The sequence below is a fragment of the Pseudomonas gozinkensis genome, from assembly GCF_014863585.1.
GTDB classification, from domain to species: Bacteria; Pseudomonadota; Gammaproteobacteria; order Pseudomonadales; family Pseudomonadaceae; genus Aquipseudomonas; species Aquipseudomonas gozinkensis.
On record NZ_CP062253.1, the window covers coordinates 1,627,790 to 1,643,105 of the forward strand.

At 62.1% G+C, this 15,316-nt stretch carries 17 protein-coding genes and 1 pseudogene; 10 read left to right on the forward strand and 8 right to left on the reverse strand.

Features of this window, described 5'->3' with window-relative positions; translation table 11 throughout:
* Positions 1-98 precede the first annotated feature (98 nt).
* The 3 genes from rnd to IHQ43_RS07330 all read left to right on the forward strand — a co-directional run bounded on the left by rnd (position 99) and on the right by IHQ43_RS07330 (position 2,561).
* Complete coding sequence (gene rnd / locus IHQ43_RS07320) at positions 99-1,232, forward strand: ribonuclease D (RefSeq protein ID WP_007958043.1); 1,134 nt, start codon at positions 99-101, stop codon at positions 1,230-1,232.
* Positions 1,229-1,522: a YcgL domain-containing protein gene (locus IHQ43_RS07325; RefSeq protein ID WP_039772642.1), complete on the forward strand. Its 294-nt coding sequence runs from the start codon at positions 1,229-1,231 to the stop codon at positions 1,520-1,522. The genes rnd and IHQ43_RS07325 overlap by 4 nt, the downstream gene beginning before the upstream one ends.
* 106 nt (positions 1,523-1,628) lie before the next feature.
* Positions 1,629-2,561 (forward strand): D-2-hydroxyacid dehydrogenase, encoded by a 933-nt coding sequence (locus IHQ43_RS07330; RefSeq protein WP_192563893.1) that lies wholly within the window; start codon positions 1,629-1,631, stop codon positions 2,559-2,561.
* Between the two features lie 137 nt (positions 2,562-2,698).
* Here the strand turns inward: IHQ43_RS07330 and IHQ43_RS07335 are convergent, their stop codons facing one another.
* A complete protein-coding gene (locus IHQ43_RS07335) occupies positions 2,699-3,292 on the reverse strand; it encodes a nitroreductase family protein (RefSeq protein WP_192563894.1) in 594 nt (197 codons plus the stop codon).
* Between the two features lie 281 nt (positions 3,293-3,573).
* Here IHQ43_RS07335 and IHQ43_RS07340 point away from each other — a divergent pair, with 281 nt between their 5' ends.
* Complete coding sequence (locus tag IHQ43_RS07340) at positions 3,574-4,023, forward strand: YcgN family cysteine cluster protein (RefSeq protein ID WP_025110643.1); 450 nt, start codon at positions 3,574-3,576, stop codon at positions 4,021-4,023.
* A 20-nt stretch (positions 4,024-4,043) separates the two neighbouring features.
* The gene (locus tag IHQ43_RS07345) at positions 4,044-5,273 is read left to right on the forward strand and encodes a hypothetical protein (RefSeq protein ID WP_192563895.1); all 1,230 of its coding nucleotides are present in this window, start codon (positions 4,044-4,046) and stop codon (positions 5,271-5,273) included.
* Between the two features lie 127 nt (positions 5,274-5,400).
* Here IHQ43_RS07345 and IHQ43_RS07350 read toward each other — a convergent pair whose 3' ends face one another.
* The 4 genes from IHQ43_RS07350 to IHQ43_RS07365 all read right to left on the reverse strand — a co-directional run bounded on the left by IHQ43_RS07350 (position 5,401) and on the right by IHQ43_RS07365 (position 7,626).
* The gene (locus IHQ43_RS07350; protein WP_007958064.1) at positions 5,401-5,778 is read right to left on the reverse strand and encodes a YgaP family membrane protein; all 378 of its coding nucleotides are present in this window, start codon (positions 5,776-5,778) and stop codon (positions 5,401-5,403) included.
* An 81-nt stretch (positions 5,779-5,859) separates the two neighbouring features.
* Complete coding sequence (locus tag IHQ43_RS07355; protein WP_007958066.1) at positions 5,860-6,330, reverse strand: RNA methyltransferase; 471 nt, start codon at positions 6,328-6,330, stop codon at positions 5,860-5,862.
* Between the two features lie 188 nt (positions 6,331-6,518).
* Positions 6,519-6,890 (reverse strand): YajD family HNH nuclease, encoded by a 372-nt coding sequence (locus tag IHQ43_RS07360; protein WP_007944009.1) that lies wholly within the window; start codon positions 6,888-6,890, stop codon positions 6,519-6,521.
* 49 nt (positions 6,891-6,939) lie between these two features.
* On the reverse strand, positions 6,940-7,626 hold the full coding sequence (locus tag IHQ43_RS07365) for a spermine/spermidine synthase domain-containing protein (protein ID WP_085648590.1): 687 nt from the start codon (positions 7,624-7,626) through the stop codon (positions 6,940-6,942).
* Positions 7,627-7,705: 79 nt separating this feature from the next.
* On the opposite strand from IHQ43_RS07365, the pseudogene IHQ43_RS29455 reads away from it, so the two are divergent.
* Positions 7,706-7,984 (forward strand): annotated as a pseudogene (locus IHQ43_RS29455) (hypothetical protein); the annotation flags it as partial.
* 1 nt (position 7,985) lies between these two features.
* On the opposite strand, the gene IHQ43_RS07370 reads toward IHQ43_RS29455, so the two are convergent.
* Together IHQ43_RS07370 and IHQ43_RS07375 are read right to left on the reverse strand one after the other, a co-directional pair.
* Positions 7,986-8,459, reverse strand: a complete 474-nt coding sequence (locus IHQ43_RS07370; RefSeq protein WP_007956482.1) for a cyclic nucleotide-binding domain-containing protein — start codon at positions 8,457-8,459, stop codon at positions 7,986-7,988.
* A gap of 216 nt (positions 8,460-8,675) precedes the next feature.
* Positions 8,676-10,730 carry a S9 family peptidase gene (locus IHQ43_RS07375; RefSeq protein ID WP_192563896.1) on the reverse strand — a complete coding sequence of 685 codons (2,055 nt, stop codon included), beginning with the start codon at positions 10,728-10,730 and terminating at the stop codon, positions 8,676-8,678.
* A gap of 229 nt (positions 10,731-10,959) precedes the next feature.
* Here IHQ43_RS07375 and IHQ43_RS07380 point away from each other — a divergent pair, with 229 nt between their 5' ends.
* The 3 genes from IHQ43_RS07380 to IHQ43_RS07390 are packed head-to-tail and all read left to right on the forward strand — an operon-like array spanning position 10,960 to position 12,808.
* Positions 10,960-11,460, forward strand: coding sequence for an MFS transporter (locus IHQ43_RS07380; RefSeq protein WP_192563897.1), 501 nt, complete (start codon positions 10,960-10,962; stop codon positions 11,458-11,460).
* Between the two features lie 16 nt (positions 11,461-11,476).
* The gene (locus tag IHQ43_RS07385; protein WP_025110635.1) at positions 11,477-12,253 is read left to right on the forward strand and encodes a class II glutamine amidotransferase; all 777 of its coding nucleotides are present in this window, start codon (positions 11,477-11,479) and stop codon (positions 12,251-12,253) included.
* Between the two features lie 12 nt (positions 12,254-12,265).
* Positions 12,266-12,808 (forward strand): DUF2937 family protein, encoded by a 543-nt coding sequence (locus tag IHQ43_RS07390; protein ID WP_007956487.1) that lies wholly within the window; start codon positions 12,266-12,268, stop codon positions 12,806-12,808.
* A 111-nt stretch (positions 12,809-12,919) separates the two neighbouring features.
* Here the strand turns inward: IHQ43_RS07390 and IHQ43_RS07395 are convergent, their stop codons facing one another.
* Positions 12,920-13,831, reverse strand: a complete 912-nt coding sequence (locus IHQ43_RS07395) for a LysR family transcriptional regulator (RefSeq protein WP_192563898.1) — start codon at positions 13,829-13,831, stop codon at positions 12,920-12,922.
* A 146-nt stretch (positions 13,832-13,977) separates the two neighbouring features.
* Between IHQ43_RS07395 and IHQ43_RS07400 the strand changes: the two genes are divergently transcribed.
* A complete protein-coding gene (locus IHQ43_RS07400; protein ID WP_039772622.1) occupies positions 13,978-15,264 on the forward strand; it encodes an MFS transporter in 1,287 nt (428 codons plus the stop codon).
* The last annotated feature ends 52 nt before the right edge of the window (positions 15,265-15,316 follow it).

A 15,316-nucleotide genomic window follows, 5' to 3' on the forward strand; every position in this document is an offset into this window, starting at 1 on the left:
CCCTCAGGCAGGAGATTTCATCAAGCTCTTGCCCTGTAAAGGCGCGGAAAGCGCCGGTGGCGATATATACTGCGCGCCATTCTTGAAGGGAGAGCCGTGTGGCCATCGATATTCACTGGATTCGCGACAACGATAGCCTCGCGCAGTTTTGCGCCGAGTGGCAGCAGCTGCCGTTCGTTGCCCTCGACACCGAATTCATGCGGGTCGACACCTTCTACCCGATTGCCGGCCTGTTGCAGGTTGGCGACGGCAAACGCGCCTACCTGATCGACCCGCTGACCATCAACGCCTGGCAACCCTTGGCCGCGTTGCTGGAAAACCCGGCGGTGCTCAAAGTCCTGCATGCCTGCAGCGAAGACCTCGAAGTCCTGCTGCGCCTGACCGGCAGTCTGCCGGCGCCGCTGTTCGACACCCAACTGGCCGCTGCCTACCTGAACCTCGGGTTCTCGATGGGCTATTCGCGTCTGGTGCAGGAAGTGCTCGGCATCGAACTGCCGAAGGGCGAAACCCGTTCCGACTGGTTGCAGCGTCCGTTGTCCGACACGCAAATCAGCTATGCCGCCGAAGACGCCGTGCATCTGGCGGAGGTTTTCGTACAACTGCGTCCGAAACTGTCTGACGACAAATTCGCCTGGGTACTGGAGGACGGCGCGGAACTGGTCGCCAACCTGCGCCGCGAGACCGATCCGTACGAGGTGTATCGCGAGGCCAAACTGGCGTGGAAACTATCCCGCGCGCAACTCGCCGTTCTGCGTGAGCTGTGCGCCTGGCGTGAGCGCGAGGCCCGCGCCCGCGACCTGCCGCGTAACCGCATCGTCCGTGAGCATTCGCTGTGGCCGTTGGCGCGTACGCAACCTGACAACCTCAGCGCGCTGGGCAAGATCGAAGACATGCACCCGCGTACCGTGCGTCAGGACGGCGAGTTTCTGCTTGATCTGATCAAGCGCTCTGGCAGTGTGGGGCCTGATCAATGGCCACCAGCCGTGCCGGAGCCCTTGCCGATCGAAGCCGCTGCGCTGATCAAACAGCTGCGGGCGCTCGGTCAGGCCGAAGCTGAGCGTCTGGGCATCGCGCCGGAACTGATGCTGCGCAAGAAAACCCTCGAAGCGCTGGTCAAAAGCGGCTTCCCCGAGGGCCCTTACCAATTGCCTGATTCGCTGCGTGGCTGGCGCCGCGAATTGATGGGCCAGAAGCTGCTCGACAGCCTGGCCACCGCCGGAGAACAGCCTTGAAACGTATTTGTTCCATTTATCAAAGTTCGAAGAAAAGCGGCATGTACCTGTACGTGCTCAAGAGCGATGCGCTGGAGCGCGTGCCGGAAGGCCTGATGGCGGCGTTCGGCAAGGCCAGGCATTCCTTTGATCTGGTGCTGACCCCCGAGCGCAAGCTGGCCAGCGAAGATATCGCCGTGGTCCTGGAAAACCTCGAAAAGCAGGGCTATCACCTGCAAATGCCACCGGCCGAGGAAGAGTACATCGAGCACTTGCCCGAAGAGTTGCTGCGACGCAACGACCCGGTCTGATCCGTGAGGCCCTGTCCTGGGCCTCTTGTAACCCCTGGAACGGTTTTTACGGCGACGGCTGCCACGAAGTGGACGGCCGCCTGCACGGTTTGCGAAAGGTTTGAAGATGCGCGTTCTGATTGCTGAACACGACCACGCGATATACGCCCGGCTGCTGCGTCAGGCAGCCCCGGAGCTGGAAGTGCTGACCAGTGGCGACTCCGCCGAACTGGCCCGCCAGGCCGTCGATTGCCCGGTGTGGCTGGGCCAGCCGGATCTGCTGGCGACCCTGTTGCGTCAGGGCCACCAGCCACAATGGCTGCAATCGACCTGGGCCGGGATCACGCCGCTGCTGGCCGACGGCCTGCGCCGGGATTACCGCCTGACCCGGGCGGTCGGCATTTTCGGCCAGGTGATGGCCGAGTACGTGCTGACCTACATGCTCGGCCACGAGCGCGAAGTGCTGGCGCGGCTGGTCAGCCAGGTCGAGCGGAAGTGGGACAACCGCACCGGCCAGAGTCTGGTCGGACGCAAGGTGCTGATCGTCGGCACCGGTGACATCGGCCAGAGCGTGGCGCAGTTTCTGCTGCCATTCGGCGTCGAGTTGTACGGCATCGCCAGCAGTGCGCGCCAGCAGGCGCCGTTTGTCGAAGTCGGTTCGATGGCGGACTTGCCGCGTCTGGTCGGCGAAGCGGATTACGTGGTCAACCTGCTGCCCAACACCGAGCACACCCACGATATCTACGACGCTGCGCTGTTCAAGCAATTCAAGCCGACCGGTTTGTTCATCAACGCCGGGCGCGGTGTGGCCGTCGTCGATGCGGATCTGGTTGAAGCTTTGAAGGAAGGCCATCTGGCCGGCGCGGTGATCGATGTCTGCCGCCAGGAACCGCTGCCGCAACGGCATCCGTTCTGGACCGCATGGGGCTTGCTGTTGACCGGGCACAGCTCGGCGCCGACCTCGCCGCCGATGATGGTGCAGTTGTTTCTGGATAACTTGCGGGCGTATCAGGCGGGTGAAGCGTTACGTGGCGAAGTGGATTTCGCACGCGGCTACTGACTACAGAGATCGTTCCCACGCTCTGCGTGGGAATGCCTCAAGGGACGCTCCGCGTCCAGTGACGCGGAGCGTCACGGGCTGCATTCCCACGCGGAGCGTGGGAACGATCAATCAATCAGCGGCGATCACGGGTGTGCTTAGAGGGTGAAGTCGCCTTCAGCCGCCAGTTCGCTCAACGGACGACGCGGGCTCGGCGTTTCCCGTGCCCGCAGGTAATCCGCCAGGGTTGCCTTGTCACCCAGCTTGCCCACCGCAACGGCGGCGTGCAGCGCATAACCTTCTGGAATGTTCAGCTCCTTGCGGGTCAGCTCCTGATCGAAGCCGGCCATGCCGTGGGTGTGCCAGCCGCTCAGGCTCGCTTGCAGCGCCAGATGGCCCCAGGCGGAACCGGTGTCGAAGGTATGCCACAGCGCCGGCGTTTCCTCGGTCGCGCCCGGTGCGGTGAAGGTGGTTTTCGAAATCACGATCACCAGTGCCGACGCGTGCTGGGCCCAGCTGCGGTTGAACTCATTGAGCAGGCCCAGGTAACGCTCCCAGTTCGGCGTGTCGCGGCGGGCGTAGAGAAAACGCCACGGCTGCGAGTTGTATGCCGACGGCGCCCAGCGCGCGGCTTCGAAAAAGCTCAGCAGGGTTTCTTCGGAAATCGCTTCGCCGGTGAAGGCGCGGGGCGACCAGCGATCGGTGAACTGCGGGTGAATGGCGTATTCGGCAACGCGAGGGTTGGCACTCATCGAGAGATTCCTTGCTACGTTTGAGGATGGTTTGAAGCAAAACCCGGCGGGATCAGTTGGGCTGAACGATTGGGGCTGTATGTGAAGCCGTGCAGTTCACCGGAATGCAACGCGGTCGAGCGTTAATGGCACCCAGCCAAGGCTTCTTGGGACTGGCAAAGCTACTTGGCCGCGCAAAAACTGACAAGCCCTGCACAACCGGCAGTCGCCAGCGCTTGGATCACGGGGCCTTGGGCACTAGACTGGCGGCCTTTTCACCACCTGATGTTGATGCTTGAGCCATGGCCGCCAAAGTCGAACCGTTCTGGATACGCAAAACCCTCGATCAACTGGATCACGAGGAATGGGAATCGCTGTGCGACGGTTGCGGCCTGTGCTGCCTGCAGAAGCTCGAGGATGAAGAAGACAACAGCGTCTATTACACGCGTATCGCCTGCAAACTGCTGGACCTGAAGACCTGCCAGTGCAGCGACTACCCCAACCGCATCAAGTTTGTCCCGGACTGCATCCAACTCACCCCGGGCCAGGCCGAAGAATTCAAATGGCTGCCGCCGACCTGCGGATATCGATTGGTCAGCGAGGGCAAGGACCTGCCGCTGTGGCATCACCTGGTCTGCGGTGATCGCGACGCGGTGCACCACGAACGGATTTCCCAGTCCGGCCGGATGCTCGCCGAAGGCAGCGTGCCGGAAGACGACTGGGAAGATCACCTGATTTTTCGCGCAGGCTGACAATTGAGCAAGGAGCAGGTATGGCGACGGGATTGCGCCGGGCGCTGATCGTCACGTTGCTGGCGCTGAGTGCGCCGGTGTGGGCGGCGAAGAAAGTCGATCTGGATTATCAGGTACGCCTGCTGCCGCAGAGCGATCAGGCCGAAGTGCGCCTGACCCTCGCCAAAGGCGAAGCGGTGCGCAGCCTGGATTTCGACCTCGGCGATGGCAGCCACTACAGCGACTTCAAGGCCGACGGTCAGTGGCAACTGACGCCGGGCCAACCCGCGCGCGGGATCTGGCGCCCGACGGCGGACAAGGCCAGCCTGACCTACCGCGTGCGCATCAGCCACGGCCGCAAGAACGGCAGCTTCGACACGCGCATGACCCCGACCTGGGCACTGATGCGCGGCGATGAACTGGTGCCGCCAGCCAGGCTCGATCAACAGGACGGCATCGAGCTGGTCGCACGCCTGCACTTCGAATTGCCCGACGGCTGGAAAAGCGTCGAAACCGCCTGGCCGCGCATCGGCAAGAACAAATTCCGCATCGACAATCCGTCACGCCTGTTCGACCGCCCGACCGGCTGGATGCTCGCCGGCCACCTCGGCAGCCGTCGCACCCGACTGGGCGAAACCGAAGTCACCGTGGCCTCGCCGCAAGGGCAGGGCATGCGCCGGATGGACGTGCTAACGCTGCTGACGTTTGTCTGGCCGCAGGTGCAGGCGGTGTTTCCGCGCCATCCGAGCAAACTGCTGATCGTCGGTGCCAACGACCCGATGTGGCGCGGCAGCCTGGCGGCGCGGGAGTCGATCTACCTCAACACGCGGTTGCCGCTGGTCAGCGAAAGCGGCAGCAGCGCTCTGGTGCGCGAGCTGGCGCAGGTGTTCGGACGGATCAACGACGAGCAGCGCAGTGACTGGATCAGCGAAGGTTTTGCCGAGTATTACGCCATCGAACTGGTGCGTCGTGCCGGCGGCATGAGCGACGAGCGTTATCAGGCGTTGCAGGCGAAGCTGGCCAAGGACAGCCAGAAGGTCACGACCCTGCGCGGCGAGCAGATCAGCCCGGCGCAGCTGTCGAAAGCGGTGCTGTTGTTGCAGGAGCTGGACGGGGAGATTCGCCTGAAGACCCGCAACAAGCGCTCGCTGGATGATGTGCTGCGCGGGGCGATGCATCTGGGGACGGTGGATACCAAGGAGTTCGTGCAACTCGCCGAAAGCATTCTCGGCGAGTCGTCCAAAGTCCTTGAGACCGCGTTACTGCAGTAAAACCGCCATCGCTGGCAAGCCAGCTCCCACAGGTTTGTGCGGTGACCACCGATTGGTCTCCAGCCCAAAACATTGTGGGAGCTGGCTTGCCAGCGATGAGGCCATCAGCCTCAAGGCAAATCGAGAATCAAACCCCGGCTTTCGGCGATTTCACCGAGTCATTGCCGGTCACGGTGGCGGTTTTGGTCGCCGCTTCGGCATTGGCCTTGAGCTTGCTCAGCTCTTCACCGGCCCGCTCGATCTTCGCCCGCACGTTGTTCATGTCCTGACGGCTTTTCTCCAGCAGGCTTTTCACCGAGCTGTGCCCGGTGATGCCACGGGCCATGGCCACGCCGCCGATCGCCACTTGAATCAGCCCGAAAACGCCGCCACGGCGCAGGCCCTTGCCGACCATGATCACGCCCCCGGCCAGTGAGCCGATGCGCTCCCAGCCTTCGACGTTCTGCTCGGAACGGCTCTGGAACGGGGTGGATTCGATACGCTCGACGCGTTTGAGCTCGGTCATGATCTTTCTCCAGGCAATGAGTAATGGATAAACAAGCTGACTGCGCAGGCGGTCAGCTCGTTCCATCGGATGTGCGGTGTTTCAGCGGAATTTCGGCCCGGAGCGGGTGTTCAGGCCTTTGGCCATGCGGTCGTAGAGCACGACGTTGACCGTGGCAGCGAGGTTCATGCAGCCGGTGGTCGGGATGTACACGACGTCTTCGCACCAGTCGCGGATCTCTTGATCCAGCGAACCGTCTTCGGGGCCGAAGATGTACAGGGCGCGATCCGGGTGGGTGTATTCCGGCAGCGGGCGGGCGCCGTCGACCAGTTCCACGGCGACCGGTACGCAGTTGAGCGGCAGGATTTTTTTCAGGTCGTCGATGCCGATCAGCGGGATGTCGTAGTGCACGCGCTTGGTGTCGGTGACGAAATCGGCAGCGCGCTCATAGCGCTTGCCAGTGTAGAACACGGTCGAAACGCCATAGCAGCCTGCGGCGCGCATCACCGAACCGACGTTTTCCGGTGATTTGGGGTTATACAAACCAATGCAGCTGTACCGTTTGTCTGCCACGAGCGGGGTGCCTTCGGGAAAAAGAGGGCGATTATACGGGGATTGGGGGAGGGCGGGCAGATTCAGGACAGATCGTTCCCACGCTCTGCGTGGGAATGCCTCAATGGACGCTCTGCGTCCGCTTTGGGACGCGGAGCGTCCCGGGCTGCATTCCCACGCAGAGCGTGGGAACGATCAGAACGGGGGGCTCAGTCTTCTTTTTTCATGAGGCCGGCCAGGGCAGCAAACGGGTTGTGCGTGGCCTTGGCGATTTTCGGCGTGCTCAGCGAGCCTTCGCCGAAATACTGCTGGTCGGTGTAGCGCGAGTGTTCGTTGTCGTGGCAGTACAGGCACAGCAGTTCCCAGTTGGAACCGTCCTGCGGGTTGTTGTCGTGATTATGGTCGCGGTGATGCACGGTCAGTTCGCTCAGGCGCTTGCCGGAAAACTCACGGGCGCAGCGGCCGCACACGTGCGGGTACATCTTCAGGGCCTTGTCGCGGTAGCCCATTTCCTTGTCGCGCTGGTTGTCGGCGAGGATGCGATCCAGCTTCGAAGTGTTGGTCGGGGTGGACGAACTCATGGGTTCACCTTTGTAGAAAGACTAATGACGGTTATGAGGCAAGTTTAGCTCAGCCCTTGAGCTTCTCGGCAATCCAGATCGTGTGGCGGGTGCCCTTGTTGCCGTGGGCGAAGACCTGGACTTCCTCGGCCTTGAAACCGGCCTTCTTCAATTTGTCGGAAAACTGCCGGTCGGCGCTGGCCGACCACACCGCCAGCACGCCTTTGGGCCGCATCGCCCTTGCGCACGCGGCAAGACCGGCGGCGGAATACAGCCAGCTGTTGGCCTTCTGGGTCAGGCCTTCGGGGCCGTTGTCGACGTCGAGCATGATCGCGTCGAAGCCGTTCGGCTCGCTTTGCAGCACCTTGGCCACGTCTTCCTGGCGGATCACCGTGCGCGGGTCGAGCAGCGGGCGTCCGGACTTTTCACCGAGCGGGCCACGGTTCCACTCGACCACGCCCGGCACCAGTTCGGCGACCACCACTTCGGCGCTCTTGCCCAGATGCTTGAGCGCGGAGGCGAGGGTGAAGCCCATGCCCAGACCGCCGATCAGCACCCGCGAGTTCGGCCGGCCGGCGACCTTGCGGCACGGGATCTCGGCCAATGCATCTTCGGAACCGTGCATGCGGGTGTTCATCAATTGGCCGCCGTCGCCGCCCTGGATCTTGATGACGAAGTCCTCGCCATACTCGAACAGGCACAGGGCGCCGCCGTTGTCAGGGATCGGCGTGGTGTCGAGCAGAACGAAACGTTTCATGGAAATCTCTACAGGGGGGAAGGCAAGCCGGCGCGTTGGGAGTAGCCTGAAGGCAGACTTCAGGCCAACGGAGCCCTTGATGAAGCGCACCATTCTAACGGTCATTACCCTGGCCGCGCTCTCGATAACTGCCGTACAGGCGCAACAGACGATTCCCGTCAGCCCGGCACCGCAACCGGGCTCGCCCGGTACGGCGACGCCAACCCCGTATCCGCAGATCAGCCCGGTGCTGATTCCCAAGACCGGCCCCGGCAGTGGCGGCCCGCCGCTGGCGCCGATCGAAATGCCCAGCCCGCCGACCAAGGATCAACCATTGCCGGGCCTGGAACAGAACGACAGCAAACCCAAATCCCCGGGGGCTAGATCTGCTGGGCGGCGAGCTGGCCGTCAGCCATGCGCAGGCGTTTGGACAGGGAGACGGCGAGGGCGCGGATGATCTTGGCGGCGATCTTCGGCGCGTCGTTGAGCATTTTTTCCAGCGAGTCCTTGCCGAGGTTGAGCAATTGACAGTTGCTCGCCGCCACACAAGTCGCCGAACGGCGTTCGCCGTCGAGCACGGCCATTTCGCCGAACGCCCGGCCGCTGCGCAGGGTGGCCATGGTCACGACCTGGCCGTCGCCACCGGTTTTCTGCACGGCCACCTGGCCGGTGTGGATGATGCACATGAAACTGCCGGCATCGCCTTCGCGAAAGATCGCTTCGCCTTCAGCCACGGTGCTGATGCTGAAGTAGCCCGAGGCAGCGGCAAAATCCGCCAGTTGCAATTGATCGAACAGGCCGCAGTCCATCAGCCAGTCGCGGATTTCGTTGTTCAGTAAGGTCGGTTCTGACATGTTGTCACAGTCTTTTTGTTTTTCACGGTTTCCGCGCGTTGCACATTCCTTGTGGGAGCGGGCGTGCCCGCGAAGAGGCCATCAGCTTCAACATCGTTGTTTACTGAGACTCCGCCTTCGTCGGATCGCCGCCCGGACCAAGCCCGCTCCCACAGGGTTCTATGTGTATCGGCTCTTAATGTCTGGAATTAAGACCCAAGTGACAGGCGGAGTTCCTCAGGCGATACCCAGAACCTTGAAAACAAATGCATATTCGAGCGCTACGTCACGTAATCCCTGATAACGCCCGCTCATGCCGCCGTGGCCGGCGCCCAGTTCGGTCTTGAGCAGCAATGGATTGTCATCGGTCTTGGTCGCGCGCAATTTCGCCACCCACTTGGCCGCTTCCCAGTACTGCACGCGGCTGTCGTTGTAGCCGGCGATCACCAGTGTCGCGGGATACGCCTGCGCAGTGACGTTTTCGTACGGCGCATAGGCCTTGATCCGCTCGTAAACGTCCGGCTCTTCGGGATTGCCCCACTCGTCGTACTCGGTGACGGTCAGCGGCAGATCCGGGTCGAGCATGGTGTTGAGCACGTCGACGAACGGCACTTCGGCAATCGCCACACCAAACAGATCCGGACGCTGATTGAGCACCGCACCGATCAGCAAACCACCGGCGCTGCCACCGCTGATCGCCAGTTGTGGCGCGGTGGTGATGCCGTTGAGGATCAGGAATTCAGCGCAGGCAATAAAGTCGCTGAAGGTGTTGTGCTTGTGCTCCTGCTTGCCGGCGCGGTACCAGGCTTCGCCCAGTTCACCGCCGCCGCGCACGTGGGCGATGGCGAACGCCATGCCGCGATCCAGCAGGCTCAGGCGGGCGTGGGAGAACCACGGATCGAGGCTCGAGCCGTAGGCGCCGTAACCGTAGAGGTACAGCGGCACCGCTTTGCCGACCATTTCCCGTTTCATCACCAGACTGATCGGCACCTGGGTGCCGTCCGGGGCGGTCGCCCACAGGCGCTGGCTGACGTAGGCGTCGGCGTCGAACGGGCCGAGCACCGGAGTTTCCTTGAGGACAGTCTGTTCGCCGGTGGCGAGGATCAATTGCCGAACCTGAGCCGGACGATTCAGTGCTTCATAGCGCAGGCGAATGCGGTCGCTTTCGAATTCCAGGCTGTTTTGCACATAGAGGCTGTAGGCCGCGTCCGGTAATTGCACGCGATAAGGCGCCAGACCGTGTGGGCGAACTTCGATGATCGGCAGACCGCCCTCACGCAGGCTCAGGGTCAGGGCTTCGGCGTTGAGGGTCACGCCATCGAGCATCACCGAATCGCTGTGCGGGATCAGGTTCTGCCAGTCAGCTTCGCTCGGCGCGATGCCGGTGTCCGGCGCCTGATACAGGGCGAAGTTGATGCCGTCGCGGTTGGTGCGGATGAACCAGGTCCATTCGCCATCGAGTTTGCCGTGATCGACGTCGTATTCGTGATCCTCGACCCGTGGCGCCAGGCAAGTGAACGGCTGGTGCGGCTGATTGGCGTCCAGCGCCCAGACTTCACTGGTGGTCTTGCTGCCCAGCGACAACAGCAATTGCTGCTCGGAGCTGGCGCGGTAGCAATGCAGGAAGAAACGCCCGTCCGGCTCGTGGAATACCTCTTCGGCGGCCGTGCCGTCGAGGCGGTAGCGGAACAGTTTGTGCGGCCGATGGGTGTCGTCGAGCACGCCGAAGAACAGCGTCAGGCTGTCGTTGGCCCAGGTCATGCTGCCGTCGCAGTCCTGGAATTCCAGTTCGCTGACACGCTCGCTGGATAATTCCTTCACGAACAGCGTGTAAATCTCGTCACCCGAGGCATCGACGCTGTAGGCCAGACGCTGGTGATCCGGGCTGATGCTGAACGCACCGAGGGAGAAAAAGCCGCCGTTGGCCAGGGCGTTCGGGTCGAGCAGTAGTTGTTCGCGGCTTTCGTCGAGGGTCAGGCTGTCGTCGGCCGGGCGCGGGCAGCGGTAGTGACGGGCGTATTCGTCACCCGCTGTGGTGCGGGTGTAATACAGGTACGGGCCCCACGGCGAGGGCAGGGACAGGTCGGTTTCAAGGATTCGGCCCTTGATCTCCTCGAACAGGGTTTCACGCAGTTCGGCCTGATCGGCGGTCTGTGTCTGCTGATAGTCGTTTTCAGCCTTGAGGTAGTCGAGCACCGCGTCGGTGTCGCGCTCCTGCAGCCAGGCGTACGGGTCGTGTCCGGCGGCCTTGTGGGCAATCGGGGCGCTGATGACGTTGGCGGATACGGGCATGGAAAGCTCTCGAAAATATAACGGAATAGGGTTTCGCAACCTGTGGGAGCGAGCTTGCTCGCGAAAGCGGAGGCTCAGTCAATAATAGTGTTGAATCTGACGGCCTCTTCGTCGGATCGCCGCCCGGACCAAGCTCGCTCCCACAATGTCCGGGGCTGACCGACTGGCATTGGGACAAGCCTGACGTGCGAAAAGTCGTTACTATAAGCGCCTCTTTGCCTGCCTTGCCATGGACACCATGACCGAGAACGACTATCTGATCGCCTGGGGCCTTTACGCCTTTGCCGCCGTGGGCTGCCTGTTGGTATGGATGCGGATGACCCGCTGGATGTGGCGCTGGCTGCGCGAGCCGCTGCGTGTATTGATGGCGGTGTTGCTGTTCAGCCCGACCATCATCGACCCGGTGAAGGAAAAATTCGCCCCGGCCATCGCCATCACGGCGCTGGATCTGGCGTTCAAGGTGGGTAACAACGCCTGGCGAGCGATTTCCGAACTGCTCATGTACGCCATGATCGCGTTCGGCCTGTACCTGATTTTCGTGCTGATTCGTTTCCCGATCGAGCGCGCTTCGAACGCTCGCAAGGAGCAGGCCGAAGCTGCTCGCGCAGCGGCCCGTGCCGATGACGAACGTGACGCCGATCAACCGTTCGGCGGTGCAGGCGATGATCGATATGGCCGTCCACCGCTGCCGAGCAATCCGCAGCGTCGACGCGTCGAGCCGCGTCTGTAATCACGAGAGTCCGCACATGTGTGAATTACTGGGCATGAGTGCCAACGTGCCGACCGACATCGTGTTCAGCTTCACCGGGTTGATGCAGCGCGGCGGTCGCACCGGTCCGCACCGCGACGGCTGGGGCATCGCGTTCTATGAAGGTCGTGGGCTGCGCCTGTTCCAGGACCCGGCGGCCAGCAGCGAGTCGGAAGTCGCCAATCTGGTGCAGCGCTATCCGATCAAGAGCGAGGTGGTCATCGGGCATATCCGTCAGGCCAACGTCGGCAAGGTCTGCCTGTCCAACACCCACCCGTTCGTCCGCGAACTGTGGGGGCGCAACTGGTGCTTCGCGCACAACGGCCAGCTCGCCGATTTCACTCCGATCAAGAGTTTCTACCGCCCGGTCGGTGATACCGACAGCGAAGCGGCATTCTGCGATTTGCTCAACCGGGTACGTGCAGCATTTCCGGAGCCGGTCGATATAGAAGTGCTGCTGCCGGATCTGGTTGCCGCATGCGCCGAATATCGCAGCAAAGGCGTGTTCAACTGCCTTCTCAGCGACGGCGACTGGCTGTTCTGCTATTGCTCGACCAAACTGGCGCAGATCACCCGACGCGCACCGTTTGGTCCGGCGCGGCTCAAGGACGTCGATGTGATCGTCGACTTCCAGGCCGAAACCACGCCCAACGACGTGGTCACGGTGATTGCCACCGAACCCTTGACCGAAAACGAAACCTGGACCCGCTACGAACCGGGCCAGTGGAGCCTGTGGCGACGCGGCGAATGCGTCAGCCAGGGCACGACCGAATAAGGATTTCCCCGAATGTTGCTCAGTTATCTACGGCTGGTGTTGTTTGCGGCGGGCCTGTTGATCGGTGTCCAGGTGCCGGGCTTCATCAACGATTACGCCAAGCGGGTCGAAGCGCACCTGATCGAGGCGCAGACCGGTCTGCGTGGTTTCCAGGGCACCGCCGAGCAGTTCTTCAAGGGTGATATCCAGGCGCTGGTCGCCCACTATCGCGCCAGCGAAGACCCGGTGTTTCGCAGCGATGCCGATAGCCTGAGCACCTTGCTCAACCGTCAACTGGCGCTGGATAAACAATTCCAGGCGATGCAGGGCCCGTGGTACATCCGCTTCCTGCAAGTGGTGCTGGCCGCCGACCCGGACATCCGCAAGGAAACCTGGAACGGTTACAGCTACCAGATCCTGCTGACGCCGGAAGCGATGATCTGGGGCATGAGCGGCGCGCTGCTGCTGTCGTTCGGTCTTGAATGCCTGTTCCGTCTGATCGACTGGGTGGTGCTGGGCGGCAAGCGTCTGCGTCAGAGCCGGCCGATCGAAGACCGGGATGTGCGCGGGCTCTGAGAGGATCGTTCCCACGCTCCGCGTGGGAATGCAGCCCGGGACGCTCCGCGTCCCTCGCAAGCCGAACGCGGAGCGTCCGTTGAGGCATTCCCACGCAGAGCGTGGGAACGATCAACTTAGAACGATGTAATCCTTGCCTACCTTGCGCGCATACCCCTCCAGCACCTGCTGACACAGCGTCACGATCTCCTCGACCCATTCCACACCGACCCGCCACGACACCACCACCTGCAAATTCGGCGGGCGCTGTTCGATGTCGAGCAGGGTCAATTCTCCCCGCGCCAGCTCTTCTGCCACCAGCACCGGCGGCAGCGCGCCAATGCCAAACCCGTCGCGCAACAGCCGGGTAATCGCCGACACTGAATTCACACAGTTCAACCGTGGCGCCAGCACGCCCTGGGCCTGCATCAAGGCCAGGATGTCCTGATGCGGCCGGGAGTTTTTCGAGTAGGTGATGATCCGTTCCTGCGCCAGGTCGGCGAGGCTTTGATAGTCGCGGTTGTAGATCGAGTTGCTGGCAACGATCCAGCCGATGGGATGGCTGGCCAGTTCCAGGCTGCGCACGCTTTCCTGGCGCACCAGATCGGTTTGCAGGATCAGATCGAGAAAGCCTTTTTGCAGCTGATCGCAGAGGTTCAGCGAGGTATCCGCCACCAGCTCGATTTCCACCCGAGGGTACAGATCGGTCATCTGCGCCACCAACGGGCTGAGCCAGGTGTGAATCACCGTATCCATCACCCCGATGCGCACCCGGCCGACCTTGCTCGATCGAGTCTCGATCGACTGTTTCAGCGCCTGCATCGTGTCGAGCATCTGTTCGGCATAGTCCAGCACTTTCAAACCTTCGGGCGTCAGGCTGACGCCGCGTGAATCACGCAGAAACAGCTTCACCCCGAGCTCGCCTTCGAGCACCGCGATCCGGCTGGAGATCGAGGCCTGGGTGGTGAACAGCTTGTCGGCGGTCAGGCGAAAACTTTTCAGCCGGGCGACCCAGACGAAGGTTTCGAGAAACTTCAGGTTCATGGCAACAAATTTTTCTTATGTCTTGGGCGGGTTTTTATTCGTTGGACGCGACCGGGTGACGCACCCAAGAATCGACGCATTCGGTTCCCACGATAGGCGTCGTCGGAGCTTCGAACAAGACCAATAAAAGCCTGCGGAGACATGCCATGAGTGCGCCCGACACCCTCGACCTCCCCAAGACTGCGGCCCGTCCAGGCCCGTTCGACTGGTATCGCAACATCAATCAACAGGAGCGCCGCACCTTCTGGAGCTGCAAGATCGGCTACGGTCTGGACGGCATGGACACCCAGATGCTCAGCTTTGTGGTGCCGACCCTGATCGCGATGTGGGGCATCACCACCGGTGAAGCGGGTCTGATTCACACCAGCACCCTGATTGCTTCGGCCATCGGCGGTTGGGTGGCGGGGATTCTCTCCGACCGCATCGGCCGCGTGCGCACTTTGCAACTGACGGTGCTGTGGTTTGCCTTCTTCACTTTCCTTTGCGGCTTCGCCCAGAACTACGAGCAATTGCTGATTGCCCGCACCTTGATGGGCTTCGGTTTCGGCGGTGAATGGACGGCGGGTGCAGTGCTGATCGGTGAAGTGATCCGCGCCAAGGATCGCGGCAAAGCGGTGGGCATGGTGCAATCCGGCTGGGCCTTGGGTTGGGGTCTGACGGCGATTCTCTATGCGCTGCTGTTCTCGGTGCTGCCACCGGAAGACGCCTGGCGTGCACTGTTCATCCTCGGCATCGTGCCGGCAGTGTTCGTGATTTTCGTCCGCCGCCTGGTGAAAGACCCGGAGATCTACCGCGAAGCCAAGGCCAGACAAACCCCGGAAAGCCCTTCGAAGTTCTACGAGATCTTCGCCCCCGGCATGCTCTTCACCACGATTCGCGCCTCACTGCTGACCACCGGCGCCCTCGGCGGTTACTACGCGATCACCTCCTGGCTGCCGACTTTTCTGAAGAACGAGCGTGGCTTGAGCGTACTCGGCACCGGCGGTTATCTGGCGATGGTGATCATCGGTTCCTACGTCGGTTATGTGATCAGCGCCTATTTGACCGACCTGTTGGGCCGCAAGAAGAACTTCATACTGTTCGCCGTCGGCTCGTTCACCATCGTGCTGCTCTATACGCAATTGCCGGTCAGCAACGGCGTGATGCTGTGGCTGGGTTTCCCGCTGGGCTTCTTCGCCTCGGGGATTTTCAGTGGCATGGGGGCGTTTCTCACCGAGCTGTTTCCAACGCGGATTCGCGGCTCGGGGCAGGGCTTCTGCTACAACATCGGCCGGGCGCTGGCGGCGTTGTTCCCGCTGCTGATCGGGCTGCTCAGCCAGAAAGTGCCGCTGAGCGTAGGCATCGGTGCCTTTGCGGCGGTGTCCTACGGGGTGGTGATCCTCGCGGCGTTGAGCCTGCCGGAAACCCGTGGCAAGCAACTGGACGCGCAGTAACTGATAACCTGCGGGACACTGTCTGTCCCACGGCAAAAAAAGAAAAGAACTA